The organism is Streptomyces sp. SDT5-1, from assembly GCF_052245995.1.
GTDB lineage: Bacteria > Actinomycetota > Actinomycetes > Streptomycetales > Streptomycetaceae > Streptomyces.
On the sequence record NZ_CM125963.1, the window covers coordinates 765,515 to 780,921 of the forward strand.

17 protein-coding genes and 1 riboswitch are annotated in these 15,407 nt (G+C 72.2%); of the genes, 8 read left to right on the forward strand and 9 right to left on the reverse strand.

The features are described from left to right. Positions 1 to 77 precede the first annotated feature (77 nt). Genes ACTWJ8_RS03580 through ACTWJ8_RS03590 form a run of 3 tightly spaced genes read left to right on the forward strand, consistent with a single transcriptional unit; the run spans position 78 to position 1,337 of the window. Positions 78 to 818, forward strand: coding sequence for an IclR family transcriptional regulator (locus ACTWJ8_RS03580; RefSeq protein ID WP_356380049.1), 741 nt, complete (start codon positions 78 to 80; stop codon positions 816 to 818). A gap of 52 nt (positions 819 to 870) precedes the next feature. Beyond that, positions 871 to 1,158, forward strand: a complete 288-nt coding sequence (locus ACTWJ8_RS03585; RefSeq protein ID WP_443262839.1) for a hypothetical protein — start codon at positions 871 to 873, stop codon at positions 1,156 to 1,158. After that, the gene (locus ACTWJ8_RS03590; protein WP_443262840.1) at positions 1,155 to 1,337 is read left to right on the forward strand and encodes a hypothetical protein; all 183 of its coding nucleotides are present in this window, start codon (positions 1,155 to 1,157) and stop codon (positions 1,335 to 1,337) included. The genes ACTWJ8_RS03585 and ACTWJ8_RS03590 overlap by 4 nt, the downstream gene beginning before the upstream one ends. Positions 1,338 to 1,362: 25 nt before the next feature. Here ACTWJ8_RS03590 and ACTWJ8_RS03595 read toward each other — a convergent pair whose 3' ends face one another. The 4 genes from ACTWJ8_RS03595 to ACTWJ8_RS03610 form a co-directional block, all read right to left on the reverse strand. After that, on the reverse strand, positions 1,363 to 1,545 hold the full coding sequence (locus ACTWJ8_RS03595) for an amidohydrolase family protein (RefSeq protein WP_443262841.1): 183 nt from the start codon (positions 1,543 to 1,545) through the stop codon (positions 1,363 to 1,365). A gap of 96 nt (positions 1,546 to 1,641) precedes the next feature. Then, positions 1,642 to 2,553: an amidohydrolase family protein gene (locus ACTWJ8_RS03600; RefSeq protein WP_443262842.1), complete on the reverse strand. Its 912-nt coding sequence runs from the start codon at positions 2,551 to 2,553 to the stop codon at positions 1,642 to 1,644. Between the two features lie 149 nt (positions 2,554 to 2,702). Beyond that, complete coding sequence (locus tag ACTWJ8_RS03605) at positions 2,703 to 4,142, reverse strand: PepSY-associated TM helix domain-containing protein (RefSeq protein WP_443262843.1); 1,440 nt, start codon at positions 4,140 to 4,142, stop codon at positions 2,703 to 2,705. 155 nt (positions 4,143 to 4,297) lie between these two features. Beyond that, positions 4,298 to 4,963: a hypothetical protein gene (locus ACTWJ8_RS03610; RefSeq protein ID WP_356380064.1), complete on the reverse strand. Its 666-nt coding sequence runs from the start codon at positions 4,961 to 4,963 to the stop codon at positions 4,298 to 4,300. 58 nt (positions 4,964 to 5,021) lie between these two features. Beyond that, positions 5,022 to 5,163: riboswitch (cobalamin riboswitch) on the forward strand. Between the two features lie 30 nt (positions 5,164 to 5,193). On the opposite strand from ACTWJ8_RS03610, the gene ACTWJ8_RS03615 reads away from it, so the two are divergent. The 4 genes from ACTWJ8_RS03615 to ACTWJ8_RS03630 all read left to right on the forward strand — a co-directional run bounded on the left by ACTWJ8_RS03615 (position 5,194) and on the right by ACTWJ8_RS03630 (position 9,470). Then, a complete protein-coding gene (locus tag ACTWJ8_RS03615) occupies positions 5,194 to 6,255 on the forward strand; it encodes an ABC transporter substrate-binding protein (RefSeq protein ID WP_443262844.1) in 1,062 nt (353 codons plus the stop codon). Beyond that, positions 6,252 to 7,364, forward strand: a complete 1,113-nt coding sequence (locus ACTWJ8_RS03620; RefSeq protein WP_443262845.1) for a FecCD family ABC transporter permease — start codon at positions 6,252 to 6,254, stop codon at positions 7,362 to 7,364. Before ACTWJ8_RS03615 ends, ACTWJ8_RS03620 begins: the two co-directional genes overlap by 4 nt. Continuing rightward, a complete protein-coding gene (locus tag ACTWJ8_RS03625) occupies positions 7,361 to 8,149 on the forward strand; it encodes an ABC transporter ATP-binding protein (RefSeq protein ID WP_356380073.1) in 789 nt (262 codons plus the stop codon). Before ACTWJ8_RS03620 ends, ACTWJ8_RS03625 begins: the two co-directional genes overlap by 4 nt. A 67-nt stretch (positions 8,150 to 8,216) precedes the next feature. Beyond that, a complete protein-coding gene (locus ACTWJ8_RS03630) occupies positions 8,217 to 9,470 on the forward strand; it encodes an amidohydrolase (protein ID WP_443262846.1) in 1,254 nt (417 codons plus the stop codon). 50 nt (positions 9,471 to 9,520) lie between these two features. Here ACTWJ8_RS03630 and ACTWJ8_RS03635 read toward each other — a convergent pair whose 3' ends face one another. The 4 genes from ACTWJ8_RS03635 to ACTWJ8_RS03650 all read right to left on the reverse strand — a co-directional run bounded on the left by ACTWJ8_RS03635 (position 9,521) and on the right by ACTWJ8_RS03650 (position 12,992). Next, on the reverse strand, positions 9,521 to 10,030 hold the full coding sequence (locus ACTWJ8_RS03635; protein ID WP_443262847.1) for a DinB family protein: 510 nt from the start codon (positions 10,028 to 10,030) through the stop codon (positions 9,521 to 9,523). Beyond that, the gene (locus ACTWJ8_RS03640) at positions 10,027 to 10,440 is read right to left on the reverse strand and encodes a hypothetical protein (protein ID WP_443262848.1); all 414 of its coding nucleotides are present in this window, start codon (positions 10,438 to 10,440) and stop codon (positions 10,027 to 10,029) included. The genes ACTWJ8_RS03635 and ACTWJ8_RS03640 overlap by 4 nt, the downstream gene beginning before the upstream one ends. A gap of 141 nt (positions 10,441 to 10,581) precedes the next feature. Then, a complete protein-coding gene (locus tag ACTWJ8_RS03645) occupies positions 10,582 to 11,097 on the reverse strand; it encodes a DinB family protein (RefSeq protein WP_443262849.1) in 516 nt (171 codons plus the stop codon). 152 nt (positions 11,098 to 11,249) lie between these two features. Next, a complete protein-coding gene (locus ACTWJ8_RS03650; protein ID WP_443262851.1) occupies positions 11,250 to 12,992 on the reverse strand; it encodes a phosphatidylglycerol lysyltransferase domain-containing protein in 1,743 nt (580 codons plus the stop codon). Positions 12,993 to 13,157: 165 nt separating this feature from the next. Here ACTWJ8_RS03650 and ACTWJ8_RS03655 point away from each other — a divergent pair, with 165 nt between their 5' ends. Next, positions 13,158 to 14,375, forward strand: coding sequence for an alpha/beta hydrolase (locus ACTWJ8_RS03655; protein WP_443262852.1), 1,218 nt, complete (start codon positions 13,158 to 13,160; stop codon positions 14,373 to 14,375). A 93-nt stretch (positions 14,376 to 14,468) separates the two neighbouring features. On the opposite strand, the gene ACTWJ8_RS03660 is transcribed toward ACTWJ8_RS03655, so the two are convergent. After that, positions 14,469 to 15,299 carry a hypothetical protein gene (locus ACTWJ8_RS03660; protein WP_356380092.1) on the reverse strand — a complete coding sequence of 277 codons (831 nt, stop codon included), beginning with the start codon at positions 15,297 to 15,299 and terminating at the stop codon, positions 14,469 to 14,471. Between the last annotated feature and the right edge of the window lie 108 nt (positions 15,300 to 15,407).

A 15,407-nucleotide genomic window follows, 5' to 3' on the forward strand; every position in this document is an offset into this window, starting at 1 on the left:
TGCGCTCCTGGGCAGAGGGGGCGGGACGACGCCACGATTCTCCGTAGGTCCCGCTATGAGGGATAGACTTTTCTGCTGTGCAGAACAAACCCGCCTACGCCGTCGGCTCCGTCGACTCCGCCCTGCTGTTGGCGATCGTGCTCCGCCAGGAGGGTCCGATGCGGGTCACCGACGCCGCGCAGCGGGTCGGCGTGTCCGTCTCGACCGCGCACCGGCTGCTCGCCACCCTCGTGCACCGCGACTTCGCCGTGCAGTTGCCCGACCGCCGCTACGACGCGGGGCCGCAACTGGGCCAGGCCCCCTCCCGCGCACCCGTGGCCCGACTGCGCGAGGCCGCAGGGCCGGAGCTGCGCGCGCTGCGCGACCAGTGGCACGAGACCGCCAACCTCCTGCTGCTGGACGAAGAGGGCACCGGGGTCCGCTTCCTCGCCACCGAGGAGGCCGACCAAGTGCTCCGCGTCGGCGACCGCACCGGTCGCATCCTGCCCGCCTACGCCGCGTCCGGCGGCCGTGCCCTGCTCGCCCGGTACGACGACGCCGCCGTGGAGGCGGTTTTGGAACGCTGCGGCCTCGCCCCCGACCAGCGCGTCGTCCACCGGCGTGCCATCCAGCGCGCCCGCCGCGAGGGATACGCCCTCAACCAGGAGGCCACGGAGACCGGCCTCACGGCGCTGGGCGTCGCCCTGCCCGCCGGCACGGCCGACTGCCCACCGGCCGCGATCTCCCTGTCCATGCCGTCGGCCCGCTGGTCCCGGGCGCTGCTGCCGTCCTTGTCGGCCGCGCTCAAGGCCGCGGCGGCCCGGATCGCCGCCGACTGAGGGAGTCGCCCGAGTCAGCCCCCGACGGCCGTCGCGCTCGTAGGATGCCCGGGTGTCAAGACCCATACCGAACAGTCGCCGCACCTGGATCGTCACGTGGGCGGTGCTGTGTGCCGCCGGGATCGCCGCCACCTATGGGCTCAACGCGTCCTCCGAGCCGCCGCCCGAGAAGCCCGTGAGTGCCCGGTGCGCCGCGCTGATCGACGACATCGAGGGGCAGTTGGCCAAGAACGAGCGGGAAGGGCACAACGACGCAGTGGTGACGTTCTCGCGTATCCGGAACGCCGATGAGGACGATTGCAGCGACGCGCTTCACGAGCATTTCGCCGGTGACAAGTGAACCGCGGTCTCCTGCTCGCCGTGGTCGCGGTGCCGGTCGTCGTCGGTTGCGTCGTCGTCGCGCTGCGCGCCTCGGCGGAGCCCGAGCCGCGGCCCGCGCCGTCACGGGTGCACTCGTCGTGTCTGGCGGCGGACACGCAGCCGTTGGAGGCAGGGAAAGATCCGTGCGCCGGGCCATGACGACTCGTCAAGTAGCCTTCTCTGGCTACGCCTTGTCAGTCGGGTCATGGTTTCTGCCCGCCGCGATCACGGCCGCCACCGACCCCAGCGCGCCGAGGTCCGCGAGCGGGTCGCCGTGCACCACGACGGCGTCCGCGCTGTAGCCGGGGGTGAGTTGGCCGGTCGTGTCGTCGAGGCCGAGTGCGTGGGCCGGTTCCGTCGTGGCCATCGCGAGGATGCGGTGCGTGGGCAGGCCCAGGTGCTCGTAGAACGTGAGGGCGCTCGGGAGGCCGTCGAAGGCGGCGCGTTGGACGCCCGCGTCCGTTCATGCGATCAGCCGGGCGCCGGACGTCGCCATCCGGCGGATCGCGTCGAACATGGCCTCGGCGCGTTCGGCGCCGAAGAAGGTCGGCAGCATGCGCCAGTTCGGGCTGACCGTCGGACACACGTAGATGTTCTGTTCGACGATCCGGTCGAGCACGTCCTGGCGGACCTCGAATCCGTCGGCCGTCATCCACGTGCAGTGTTCGACGGAGTCCACTCCGGCCGCGACCGCCGCCGCGATGCCGTCCACGCCGTGGGCGTGTGCCGCGACCGGAAGCCCGGCGCGGTGCGCCTCGTCGACGATCGCCGCGAGTTCCTCGTCGGAGAACTGGGACTCCCAGCTGTCGGCCCCGCCTTTGGTGAGGCCGCCGCCGGTCGCCATGACCTTGATGACCCGGGCGCTGGTCTCGACGTTGCGTCGGACCAGTCGCCGGGCCTCGTCGGGGCCCGAGACCTCGCCACCCAGAAACCAGCAGTGGCCGCCGGGCGGGGTGAGGGGTGTCGTCGCCGGGACGATCCGCGGGCCCGCCACCGCCCCCGTGCTGGTGTCCTGTGCCAGTCGCACCGCGAGGCCGTTGCGGTCGCCGAGGTCGCGGGCCGTCGTGACACCGGCGTGCAGCAACTGCCGCGCCCGAGCCGCCATCGCGGTGAACAGTGTCTCGTCGTCCTGTGCCTGGAGCGTGGCCACGGCGTCCGGCCCCGCGTCGAAGCAGAGGTGCACGTGCGCGTCGATCAGGCCCGGGAGCACCGTCCCGTCCGGGAAGTCGAGGCGGGGCTCGTCCAGCTGTGCGTGCCGTTCGACCTCCTCGCGCGGGCCGACGGCCGCGATGACACCCTCGCGTACGAGGACGGCCGCGTCGGGCACAGGGCGCAGGTCGGGGCCTGCCAGGGCCTGCGCGGCGGTGATCAACATGTGGCGCGACCTTCTCTCGCGTACGGGCGACGGCAGTTGCCGCTTCTGCCATGCAGCACATCAGAAGGCGGACCCAATTGGCGCCTGGACGCGCCACCTCGGCCGCACGAACTCCTTCAGGCGGGGTCGTGCGGCCGAAGGCTGCCTCCTCAGGCCGCCGGTGCGTACGTCCGCTTGCCGCGCCGGTACGCGATCTCACCCAGCGCGATGTCGCACAGCAGGAACGCAGCGAGCGGGATGCCGAGCAGCGGCAGGAAGCACCCGAGCAGGGTGACCGCCACCATCAACGACACCAGGAAGTACGGCGGTACGTGCTGCCAGGCGCCGCGCTGGATCGGCCGGCCGAACGCGGCGCCGCGCCCGCGCTGCCACCACATGCGGTAGCCCCACACGATGAGCGCGACCACCGCGAGGGCGAGAACGGCGAGGGCGATCTGGTTGGCGAGTCCGAACAGGCTGCCGGTGTGCAGGTCGATGCCCCAGCGGGACAGCTTCGCGAGCACCGGGTAGTCGGCGAACCGCACCACGTCCGTGACCCGCCCGCTCGCCTGGTCGACGGCGACGGCGTCCTGCTTCTCCGGCCAGCTCCGCTGGATCTGCTGCACGACGTGCGCGGAGGAGGGGTCGGCGGGTGGGACGATCTCCACGGGGTTCGAGAGGCCCTCGGAGCGGGCCGCCTTCAGTACGGTGTTCAGGCCTGCGCCTCCGTCGGCGCCCGCGGCGCCGGTCCCGCCGCCGCCCATGCCGTGGCCCGCGTGCTCCCCGCCGGAGTCGGCGGGGGCCGAGGAGACCGTGGACGTCGAGACGGTCGGCGTCGTCTGGCCGAGCGCCTCGCGCAGGTCGGTGACGTTGGCCCCGGCGTACGTCGACCAGGTCAGGCCCGTCGCGGACAGGAAGAAGAGTCCGAGCGCCGCCCAGACACCCACCGAACCGTGCAGGGACAGGGTGCGCCTGCGGCCGCTCGTGCCGCGGATGGCTCGGCGTGAACGGCGGCGGCCGAACCAGAGGACGAGGCCGCCGCCCGCGATGACCCACATCCAGCTGGCCGCGAACTCGCTGTAGAGGCGGCCCACTTGGCCCAGGTGGAGGTCGCGGTGCAGCTCGTCGATCCAGGTGCGCAGGGGCAGCGCGCCGGTGGAGCCGTACTGTTCGAGGGCGCCGCGCACCTCCCCGTCGTACGGGTTCACGAACACCGCGAGGGTGTGGTCGGCGTCGACATCCGGCACGCCGGACAGCAGGACGCGGGTCGTCGCCCCGGGCTCGGGCGAGGGGCGCACGGCGCTGAGCTCTCCCTCCGGGTGGGCCTTGCGCGCGGCAGCCACCTGGTCCGCGATCGGCAGCTCGGCCTTGCCGACGGGAACCGTCAACTCATGGGCGTACACGAGCTTCTCGGCCTGGAACGAGCCCGCGTAGAGCAGGCCCGTGAGCGCTGCGACGAGCAGGAACGGGGCGACGAACACCCCCGCGTAGAAGTGCATTCGCAGGACCAGCGGGCGCAGGGACGCCCAGGCCGAGCGGGTTCCCGGCGGGGTGCGGGGACTCTCCTCCTCCGGGCGGGATTCGGGGGTGGTTTCCGAGGTGATGGACAACGTGGTCCTCCAGTTTCGGGCAGCGCGATGTCCGGGCGCGGGCCGTGTGGCCCTCGGCGCGTCCGGATCCGGCGCGTTGCAGGGGGAAACGGTCGCGCGGGCGCACGACCGATGCCCGAGGGTGCGGGGCGCAGCCTCGGGTGAACCGGCTGTCGTCAGGCGACAGCGTGCCCTGCGGGTGGGCCCCTGGAGGTGATCGTGTCCGCGAGGAGGAGGACACGCGGTGTGCGGTCGTCGCGCGTGCGGCGGACGTGAATGCGAGGGCGGTGGACGGGAGTTGGGAGGCGGAGCGGGAGGTTGAGAGGTGCGAGGAGGTGGCGGGCGGCGCAGCGCGCGATGCGGAACGCGGCCTGTTCGCCGTACGCGAGCCAGAGCCCGCTCAGGACGGCCGCCAGCAGGTGGGCCAGGAGCATGCCGGTGCCTGACATGCCGCCGACCGACATGTCAGTGGCCGATGTGTCGGCCATGCCGTGCATCCCATGCATGGCATGGCTCGAGTGTTCCATCGCGGGCGTCGTCGGCATCCCGGCCGTACCCAGTGACTCCGCTGAGTTCACCGAGTGCCCGACGCCCTGCGTCCACGAGAAGAAGACATGCAGCACCGCCTGCGACGCCACCGCGAGCCCCACCACCGGCAGCAGCCCCCGCTCACGGCCGCCCACCCCGTACGCCGCTCCCCCGGCGACGACGAATCCTCCGCCCAAGGCCCACCACGGCACGGTGTCGCCGGACATGAGGGCGTGCCCCAGGGATGTGAGCAGCACGCAGACGGCCGCGAACACCGCGGCCCGTCCTGCCCTGGCACCCCAACCTGTCGTCATGGCCGGTCCATCTTTGCATCCGCCACCCCCTTTTGCTCCGCCTTTGCCTTTCGCCCGGCACTGCGTACTATCACCGGGTCATCGCCGCGACGGGAGACAGGAAGCCGGTGCGAATCCGGCACGGTCCCGCCACTGTGACCGGGCAGCGCGCGTCAACGCCGCCCGGGAGTCAGGTCACTGGCCCGTCGCGGGCCCATTCCGAGGAGCGCGGACTCCGTAGGAGGCTTCACGTGTACGACGGCCCGTACCGTCCTCATGCCCTTGCTCAATCCCGTGTGCGTCGGCGGCGGTTCGCCACGCGGCGCCTCACGGCCGCGGTCGTCGCGTTGTCGGCGTCGCTGCTGCTCACCGTCGGATGCGGCCCGTCCGGATCGGACACCGCGGGCGCCGAAGGCTCCCGGTCGTCGGCCGCGAAGGGCTTCCCCGTCACCATCGACAACTGCGGCGTCAGGACGACGTACGAACGGCCGCCGTCCCGCGTCGTGACCATCCATCAGCACCCGGCCGAACTCCTGCTCTCTCTCGGCCTGAAGGACCGCATGGTCGGCACGGCATTTCCCGACTCCGCCGTCCTGCCGGGCCTGCGCGAGGACTTCCGGTCCGTTCCTCAACTGGCCGCGAAGGCGCCCTCGTTCGAGAAGGTCCTCGAAGCCGAACCCGACTTCGTCTACGGCGGCTACAGCAGCGCCTTCGACGAGAAGGAGGGCCGCTCCCGCAAGGCCTTCGCCGACGCCGGGATCGACACGTACCTCAACCGCGAGTACTGCGGCGAGAAGAACGTGACCATGGAGGACACCTACGCCGAGATCCGCACCATCGGCAGGATCTTCGGTGTCTCGAAGCGTGCCGACGCCCTCGTCTCCGACCTGCGTCGACGGGTGGCGAAGGCGAGCGCCGCCGTACGGGACGCGGCGGACGTCCCCGTGTTCGTGTACGACAGCGGCGACAAGTCCGCGTTCACGGCGGGCGGCAAGGGCCTTGGCACGCAGCTGATCCGGCTGGCGGGCGGGCGCAATGTCTTCGCCGACCTGGACGACGTGTTCGGGGACGTCTCCTGGGAGCAGGTCGTCGACCGCAGGCCCGAGGTGATCGCCATCTACGACTACGCGGGCGACAAGAGCGTGGCGCAGAAGAAGCGGTACCTGCTCGCACAGCCCGCCCTCGCCGACGTACCGGCCATCAAGCACAAGCGGTTCGTGGTGCTGCCGTTGACCGCGACGCTCGTCGGGGTCCGCTCGGCCTACGCGGTGGAGGGCCTTGCGCGCGGGCTGCACCCGGGGAGCTTCGCGTGACCGCGCCGCCCGCGGTGGCCGGGAAGCCGTCAACCGGCGTACGGGAACGGCGGCGCGTCGGCCAGGGGGCGCGGCTCACCGCCACCTTTGTCGTACTGACCGCCCTGTTGCTGGTGTCCCTCACGGCCGGAGTCGCCATCGGTTCCGTGCACGTGCCTGTCGGCCAGGTGTGGGGCATCGTCACGCACGCGCTGGGCGCCGACTGGTGGGGCGACGCGGACTGGTCGCGGGCGCGGGAGACGATCGTGCTCGACGTGCGGGCGCCGCGCGTGCTGCTCGGGGCCGTCACCGGCGCCGGGCTCGCGGTCGTCGGCACGGCCCTGCAAGCCCTGGTGCGCAATCCGCTCGCCGAGCCGTATCTCCTTGGTGTCTCGTCCGGTGCCTCGCTGGGCGCGGTCGCGGTCCTCGTGTTCGGGGTGGGTGTGTTCGGGGCGATGTCGCTGTCGGCTGCGGCGTTCGTGGGTGCGCTGGGTGCGCTCGTCCTCGTGTACGCCACCGCCCGTACCGGCGGTCGCATCACGTCGGGGCGGCTCGTCCTCTCCGGGGTCGCCGTCGCCTCGATCCTCAGCGCGGTGCTGAATCTGCTGCTGCTCACCACGGACCGCGGCAACGAGGCGCGTACGGTCCTCGCCTGGACGCTCGGCGGGCTGGGCGGTGTGTCGTGGAACTCGCTGTGGCTGCCGGGTCTCGCGCTGCTCGTGGGGATCGGTGTCCTCATGGTGCAGGCGCCGAACCTGAACCTGCTGCTCGCGGGCGAGGAGGCGGCCACGACGATGGGCCTGGACGTGGCCCGGTTCCGCGGGCGCATGTTCGTCCTGGTGTCGCTCGTCACCGGGGTGCTGGTCGCGGCGGCGGGGCCGATCGGCTTCGTCGGTCTGATGCTGCCGCACATGGTGCGGTTGCTCGTCGGCGCCGACCATCGGCGGGTCCTGCCGACGGCCGCGCTCGGTGGCGCGGTGTTCCTGGTGTGGGCGGACATCGCCGCGCGGACGGTCGCCGCGCCGATGGAGATCCCGGTCGGTGTGCTGACGGCGCTGTGCGGCGGGCCGTTCTTCCTGTGGCTGCTGCGACGGGACGCGCGGCGAGCGAACGCGGGAGGTGTCGGATGACGGCCGCCGACCTCCACGTAGAGAACCTCACGCTCACGGCGGGCGCGCGGCGGCTCGTCGACGACGTGTCGCTGACCGCGCGTCCGGGCGAGACCGTCGGACTCGTCGGGCCGAACGGCAGCGGCAAGTCCACGCTGCTGCGGGCCGTGTACCGGGTCCTGCGACCGGCCGAGGGGACGGTGCGGGTGGACGGATCCGACGCCTGGGCTCTGCCGGTGCGCCGGCTCGCCCGTACGGTGGCCGCCGTCGTCCAGGACGCGGGCGCCGACCTCGAGCTGACGGTGCGTGAGGTCGTCGCGATGGGGCGCGCCCCGCACAAGCGGCTCCTCGCGGGCGACACGGCCGCGGACTCCGCCCTGATCGAGGCATCACTGGACGCCGTCGATGCCGCACGGCTCGCCGATCGGCCCTTCGCCCAGCTCTCCGGCGGCGAGCGCCAGCGCGTCCTCATCGCCCGCGCCCTCACCCAGGAGCCCTCCCTGCTCGTCCTCGACGAACCCACCAACCACCTCGACATCCGCCACCAGCTGGAGATCCTCTCGGCCCTGCGCCGCCTTCCCGCCACGGTCCTCATCGCCCTGCACGACCTGAACCTGGCGGCCCACTACTGCGACCGCCTGTACGTGCTGCGGGACGGCGAGGTCGTCGCGGCGGGCCCACCGGGCGACGTTCTCACCCCGCGACTCCTCTCGGAGGTGTACGGGGTGGCCGCCGAGGTCGCCGTCCATCCGCGCACGCGTCGGCCGCAGGTGACGTATCTGCCCGGCGACGCACCACGGCCCTGAACGTCGGCTCCCCCGCCGCCCGCGTGGGCGACACTGAACCGAGCCGATGGAACGGAGAGTTTGGATCATGGCGGATGCCGTAGTCGCAGGGCTCGAGGGAATCCGGGACGACCTGGCCGATCTGTACCGGGACCTGCACGAGCACCCGGAGCTGTCGTTGCAGGAGACCCGGTCGGCCGAGGTGCTCGCGCGGAGGCTGCGCGACGCGGGAGTCGACGAGGTCGTCGAGGGGATCGGCACCACGGGTGTGGTCGGGGTGGTGCGCAACGGAGAGGGCCCCGTGGTCATGCTGCGTGCCGACTTCGACGCGCTGCCGGTGGAGGAGAAGACGGGGCTCCCCTACGCCAGCGTCGCCCGCGGGGTGGACCGCGAGGGCAGGGACGTGCCGGTGATGCACGCGTGCGGGCACGACATGCACGCGACGTGTCTGATCGGGGCCGCGACGCTGCTGGCCGGGGCGCGTGAGCGGTGGCGTGGCACGCTGCTGCTGGCGTTCCAGCCCGCGGAGGAACTCGGGTGCGGGGCCCGCGGCATGGTCGACGACGGCCTCTTCGAGCGGTTCCCCGTGCCGGAGGTGGTGCTGGGGCAGCACGTGGGGCCGCTGCCCGCCGGGTTCATCGGCCACGGCAGCGGTCCGGTGATGGCCGCGTCGGACTCCCTCGACGTCGTCCTGCACGGTCGGGGCGGGCACGGCTCGCGTCCCGAGGCGGCGATCGACCCGGTGCTGATGGCCGCCCACGTGGTGACCCGGCTTCAGGGGGTCGTCGCGCGCGAGGTGCCTCCGTCGGAGACGGCGGTGGTCACGGTGGGCCGGATGCAGGCCGGCACCAAGGACAACATCATTCCCGACAGCGCCGAACTGGGCATCAACATCCGCTCCACGACACCCGCCACCCGCGACCTGCTCCGCTCGGCGACCGAACGCGTCGTCCGCGCCGAGGCCGCGGCGGGCGGCGCCACACGCGATCCCGAACTCACCTGGACCGGCAGCGTTCCCGCACTGGTCAGCGACCCCGACGCCACCGCCACCACCCTGGCCGCGCTCGTCGGACACTTCGGCGAGCAGCGTGTCATCCCGATGCCGCCGGTCAGCGCCAGCGAGGACGTCGGGGTGTTCGGCGAGGCACTCGGCGTGCCGACCGTCTTCTGGTTCTGGGGCGGCCTGGAGACCGACACCGTCCTCGCCGCGCTGGGATCCGGCACCCTCGACGAACTCCCGGCCAACCACTCCCCGCACTTCGCCCCCGTGATCGAACCGACCCTGAGCACGGGCGTGGAGGCGCTCACGGTCGCGGCGCTGACCTGGCTCGAGACACGGTGAGGCGGTGGCCGGCCCGGAACGCCGGCAAACCTGTTCCGGGCCAGCCGGAATCATCCGGAGTAGGGGTTGCCGCCGTGCCAGGTGGTGCCGTCGATCAGTTCGCGCGCCGCGTCCAGGTGACCGCTGTGACAGGCGACTTCGGTGATGACGTGGATCAGGATGTGCCGCACGTCGGGCAGGTTCCAGTTCGGCCAGATCTCCACGGGCCAGGCGGCGGGCTTCTGTTCGGGCACGGCGGCAGCGACAACGGAGTCGGACCGCGCGATCGCCGCCCGGTAGTCGGCGAAGACCTCCTGGTTGCTCATCCCGTCGGGTACGTACCAGTGCGCCTCCGCGCCCGCCGTGAGCTGTCCGGCCACATCCGGGTCGCCTTGGATCACCCCGGGAAACCAGAAGCGCTCGACATCCAGGGTCAGGTGGCGCAGCAACGCCAGGCAGCTCCAACCGCTGGGCAGTACCGGGCGCCGCAGGTCCTCCTCCGAGAGCCCTTCGAGGATCCCGATGACGTGCGCGCGCTGGCCGTCCAGGGCCCCCTTGAGGGTCTCGAGTTCGACGTTCATCGGGTGGCGCACCCTTCTGTGAGGCGTTCCAGCGTGCTCTCCATGTGCGTCTGCCACCAGGCGCGCCCGCTGTCGACTTCCGCGCGCTTTTCCTCCGGCATGCGCGAGCCGTCGAAGATCTGGGTCTCCACCGTCGCCGCAGGCCCGTCCGGGAGCAGGTCGAAGATCCACCGGTGGCCCCACGCCGCCCCGGGCGTGGTGGCGTCCGGGTGCCCGCGACCGGGCCTCGGCTCCCAGCCGATACGGCGGTCCGGCTCGTACTCGACGACGTGGTTGTTCATCTCGTAGTCGCCGTACCGCTGGTTGTGCATCCGCATCACGAAGACGTCTCCGACGCCCGCGACCACGGCGTCGGCGACACCACCGCGCAGCCGGGACACCACCACGGACTCGCCTGTCGTACGCGCCATCCTCCGACCTCCGTCGACCGCAGAGCATGAACCTGACTATGGTCGTGACGTTACAGCGGAGGTATGACAACGCCTCCGAGAACGTGGGAGCCTCGCCCTGCACGCGCTCTCGCCGAATCAGGTCCGTCACCGGTCGGAGCGCTAGTAGTACCCCTTCGTGCCGTCGAGCAGCTCGCGCACGATGTCGGCGTGGCCCGCGTGGCGGCCGGTCTCCTCGATGAGGTGGATCAGCATCCAGCGGAGGTCGACCTTCGTCGCGTTGAACTTGGGGTGGCGGCCGACGTCGTCGAGGGAGGCCGCGGCCACGATCTCGTTGCTGCGCGCGCACTGCGACTCGTAGTCCGAGAGGAGTTGGGACAGCGGGATGCCGTCGGTGCGCCAGTCGGCGTCCTCGTCCGACTCGTCGAAGGAGGGGTTCGTGGATTCGTCGCCGCCGAGGAACAGCACCTCGAGCCAGGTGTGTTCGACCCAGCGCATGTGGCTGACGAGGCCGGCCATCGTCATCATCGGCGAGGTCGGGACGACGCTGCGGCGGGCGTCCTCCTCGCCGAGTCCTTCGCACTTCCATCGGAGGATCTGTCGCTGGAGGTCCAGCCAGTCGACGAGAGCCGTGCGCTCGTCGGTCCGGAAAGGTGGGCGCTCGAGAGAAGGAGACATGTCCAAGGACCGTAGTGGACGGAGCAGTTGTGCGGCTCCCGATTTTCCGGGCCGCAGGTCAGGGTGCGTGCTTGTAACGCCCACGAGTCTGGGGACGCTGTCCAGAGAGGGGCTCCTCGGCAGTCGGCGGCCGAGGAGCCCTCACTCGTTTCTCACGTCCAGGCGCGGGTCACCGCGGGCTCCTCGCGGGTGCCGTTCGCGCGGTGACGGACCCACTGACGCAGGCGTTCCGCCGGGCGCGGAAGCACCACGAACGCCTCGGCCTGGAGGCAGGCCCAGCTGATGCGCGGCAGGTCCCGAGCCGTCGGGTAGACGACGAAGCGCGGCTGCCACTGCGGGCGGAACTTGGCGTTGAAGCGGTAAAGCGACTCGATCTGGAACCAGCGCGAGAGGAACACCAGGAGGCCCCGCCAGCCCTTCAGCACCGGACCTGCGCCGATCCGCTCGCCGCGCGCCAACGCGGCGCGGAACACGGCGAAGTTGAGGGATACGCGGGCGATGCCGAGGGCGGGGGCGGCGCGCAGCGCGGCGACGATCAGGAGTTCGTTGAGGCCCGGTTCGGCGGTGCGGTCGCGGCGCATGAGGTCGAGCGAGAGTCCGTCGTCGCCCCAGGGCACGAAGTGCAGCAGGGCCCGTACGCGCCGGGTTCCCGCGGCGTCCTCCTGGTGGGCGGTGACGACGACGCAGTCGCTGTCGGCGGGGTCGCCGAAGCGGCCGAGCGCCATGGAGAAGCCGCGTTCGGTGGCGCTCCCCCGCCAGGCCGCGGCGGCCTCGCGCAGCTGCTGCTTCTCGTCGTCGGGCAGGTCGCGGACGCGGCGCACCCGGCACGAGTAGCCGCTGCGCTCGATGCGGTGGACCATCTGGCGCACGTTGCGCATGGCGCGCCCGGAGAGGCTGAAGTCGGCGGTGTCGACGATCGCCTCATCACCCAACTCCAGGGCTTTCAGGCCACCTTCACGCGCCCAGACCTGGGCGCCGAGTTCGCTGCACCCCATGACGGCGGGTGTCCAGGCGTGTCGTGCGCACCGGTCGAGGAACTCCTTGATGGCTCCGGGCCAGGCCTCCGGGTCGCCGAGCGGATCTCCGCCGACGACCGCGACCCCTGACACGACACGGTAGGCGACGGCCGCCTTCCCCGTGGCCGAGAACAGCACGGCCTTGTCCTCGCGCAGCGCGAAGTAGCCGAGCGAGTCGCGGCGTCCCTCGCGGGCGAGCAGGGCACGCACCCGCCCGTCCCCTTCACGCGGTTCGACACGGACCGGACGCAGCGCCAGATACACCGTCGTCGACGCGGTGAGCAGACCGAGGGCGAGCAGGGACATGCTCACGGCGTCGCCGATGCGGTCGTTGTCGTACGTCAGCGGCCCCGCCATGCCCACAAGCCCGTACGCCACCTGTTTGACCCGGTCGATGAGCGAGATGCCCTCTCCCGCCTCGTGGTCGGCGCGCACCCCGACGATGAGGAGGCCGAGACCGAAGCTGACGGTGCCGAGCAGCAACAGGTTCCCCAGGGCCCGCAGTCGGCCGCGCGGGTCGCTCAGGGCCCGGAACTCGCCCCGCAGCAGCATGAGTGCGGCGCACAGCAGCGCGGACACACCGGCCGCGACGAACGCGTGGTGGCGCAGCCCCTGCACCAGGGCGCTCACGGCGAGCAGGGCGACGGCCGCCTCCCACGCGCGCCGTTTGCGACGCCGCAGTCCGCGTGCGAGCAGCACGAGGAGGACGCCGCAGACCAGGGCGGCGGCGCGTGCCACGTCTTCGGTGAGGCCGGGGACGTAGGGCGCGATGCGTTCGATCCGGGCGGCGCGCATGTGTGGGGAGACGGCCGTCGCGATGTCGACGAGCCCGATGAACAGGCAGGTGTGGCCGGCGATGGCCGCGGGGCGTGGTGTCACGGCCGCTGAGCGTAGGCCCGCAGGTCAGCGGCGAGGTAAGGGCAGGTGAGGAGAAGGGTAAGAAAGCGCGGCGCCGCCAACCGGCCTCCCCGGACGGCGGTCTTCTCCGGTGGAGGCTGCCGCGGGGACGGCGGTCGCGCGTCCCCGGCGAGAGGTGGAGGAAGCATGGGCCTGACGAGCCGCACGCTGGAGTACGCGACGGTGCTGCTCGCGCTGGTGTGCGTGGCGCTCACGGTGTGGGCGTGGCCGCGGCTCGCGCGGCGCGGTCCTTTCGCCGTGCTCGCCAGGCTCGGTGTCATCGCGGTGACCCAGCTGGCGCTGCTCGCGTCGTGCGCAGTGGCGGTGAACGCGCACTTCGACTTCTACGGCTCCTGGGACGAGCTGCTCGGCCGTCCACCCACCACACCCGGACGCGTGCGGGACTCGGGCGGTGTCACCGATGTGCGCGCCTCCGGGCGGAGTCTGGTGCAGGCCGCGGGGCCGCAGGGCCTCGACACCGTACGCGGGTTGCCGACCGGGCCGCCCGCGAAGGCGGGGCGTGTGGAGTCGGTGCGGATCGTCGGGCGGCGCAGTCACGCGGTCGACCCGGCGTTCGTCTACCTGCCGCCGCAGTACTTCCAGCACCAGTACCACCGGCAGCGCTTTCCGGTGATCGTGGCCATCAGCGGCTATCCGGGCGGCATCGTGAACCTCGCCCGGTTCCTGCGCGTGCCGCAGACCGTAGGCCGGTTGGAGGCGCAGGGGCGGATGCAGCCGACCGTGGTGGTGATGGTGCGGCCCACCATCGCGCCGCCGCGCGACACGGAGTGCGTGGACGTGCCGGGCGGGCCGAAGGCGGAGACGTTCTTTGCCAAGGACCTGCCGGAGGCGCTGCGGGCCACCTACCGGGTGGGGCACGACCCGAGCGCGTGGGGCGCGCTCGGCTACTCGTCCGGTGGCTCGTGCGCACTGCAACTGGCGCTGCGCGATCCGAATGTCTACCCGTCCGCTGCGGCCCTTTCGGCCGACTACCGGGTGAGTGAGGACCTCACCACGGGCAGCCTCTTCGGATCGGGTCCTGGCGCGCGGCACCGGCGTGAGGGGCACGACCTGATGTGGCGGCTGCGGCATCTGCCGGTGCCGCGGGTCTCGGTGCTCGTGGCCAGCTCTCGGCACGGCGAGCGGGACTACGGGCCGACGATGCGGTTCCTACGAGCCGTCAGGTCACCGATGACGTCGGCGCGCATCATCCTTCCGCACGGCAGCCATCACTTCACGACGTGGCGGCGGGAGATCGGTCCTGCGCTGGAGTGGATGGGCGGCCAGCTGACGTTCCCGCAGGACACGACGCCGCGCTCGAGGCCGCACGGTGGTGCGGTGCGGGCGGCCGGGCGCGGACGGTGACGCGGGCATGAGGGCGGGGCGGGTGCTGGGCCGCCGTACGCGGTCGGCCCGTCACCCGCCCCGTGTGCGCCAGGGGCGCGGGGTCACACGGTGTCAGGAACGCTTCCTGCGGGAGAAGTAGCTGAGGCCGGCGCCGATGGCGACGAGCATCGCGGCGATCCCGCCGAGGACGTAGCTCTCGACCTCCTGGCCCGTCGCCGCCATCTGCGGCGGGTGCGACGGCGGGGTGGTCGACGGGGCGGACGGAGTCGGACCGTTCGGCGGGGTGCTCGGTGTGCCGGGCGGCGTCGACGGGCTGGTGGTGCTGGGCGTCGGGGCGCCGGGAGTGCTCTGGCTCGGCGTCGGGGTCGGGGTGCCGGGCGGCGTGGTGTGGTCGCTCGGCGTGGGCGTCGGAGTGTCGTGCGACGGCGGCGTGGTGTGGTCGCTCGGGGTCGGCGTCGGGGTGCCGGGCGGGGTCGTGTGACCGCTGGGAGTCGGCGACGGGGTGTCGTGCGAGGGCGGCGTGGTGTGTCCGCTCGGGGTCGGCGTGGGCGTAGGTGTGTCCTCCTCGCCGTAGCCGGGGGTGTCCCCGTGACCGGAGGAATCCCCGTAGCCGCCCGGGGAGTCGCCGTTGCCGGAGGAGTCCCCGTAGCCGGGCGAGTCGCCGTAGCCGGCGGGCTCCTCCACCGCGCCGGGCTCCTGGGGCTCCTCGCCGTACCCGGACGCCGCCCCGGTGCCCTCGAAGGCCCCCTGACCGCCGGGCACCTCCAGGTCGTCGAGGATCCCGGCGACCGGCGCCGGGTTCGCGTCGTCCACGGTTCTCGATGTCCCGTCAGCGACGGGCGTGGCCAGGGCCGGGGCGGTGGCGCAGCCGATCGCGGCGGCCGTCGCGGCCCCCACCATCACCTTGCGCACTCCGACCCGCAGGCCTCGACGGCCAGACATTGTGTCTTTTTCGTGCATACCGGTGATAATCGGACGGCACGCCGGTGCGCACAAGGTGACGCGCCGTCGGAAAACTTGACCCGGGCATCGCCGCCGCTCATGCGGGCA

Excerpts from the sequence above, each read along its gene's own strand:
- ACTWJ8_RS03595 (WP_443262841.1), bottom strand. The coding sequence starts at position 1,545 with ATGGCCACGACGGAACCGGCCCACGCACTCGGCCTCGACGACACGACC.
- ACTWJ8_RS03600 (WP_443262842.1), bottom strand. The coding sequence starts at position 2,553 with ATGTTGATCACCGCCGCGCAGGCCCTGGCAGGCCCCGACCTGCGCCCT.
- ACTWJ8_RS03610 (WP_356380064.1), bottom strand. The coding sequence starts at position 4,963 with ATGACGACAGGTTGGGGTGCCAGGGCAGGACGGGCCGCGGTGTTCGCG.
- ACTWJ8_RS03625 (WP_356380073.1), top strand. The coding sequence starts at position 7,361 with ATGACGGCCGCCGACCTCCACGTAGAGAACCTCACGCTCACGGCGGGC.
- ACTWJ8_RS03630 (WP_443262846.1), top strand. The coding sequence starts at position 8,217 with ATGGCGGATGCCGTAGTCGCAGGGCTCGAGGGAATCCGGGACGACCTG.
- ACTWJ8_RS03635 (WP_443262847.1), bottom strand. The coding sequence starts at position 10,030 with ATGAACGTCGAACTCGAGACCCTCAAGGGGGCCCTGGACGGCCAGCGC.
- ACTWJ8_RS03640 (WP_443262848.1), bottom strand. The coding sequence starts at position 10,440 with ATGGCGCGTACGACAGGCGAGTCCGTGGTGGTGTCCCGGCTGCGCGGT.
- ACTWJ8_RS03645 (WP_443262849.1), bottom strand. The coding sequence starts at position 11,097 with ATGTCTCCTTCTCTCGAGCGCCCACCTTTCCGGACCGACGAGCGCACG.
- ACTWJ8_RS03655 (WP_443262852.1), top strand. The coding sequence starts at position 13,158 with ATGGGCCTGACGAGCCGCACGCTGGAGTACGCGACGGTGCTGCTCGCG.
- ACTWJ8_RS03660 (WP_356380092.1), bottom strand. The coding sequence starts at position 15,299 with ATGTCTGGCCGTCGAGGCCTGCGGGTCGGAGTGCGCAAGGTGATGGTG.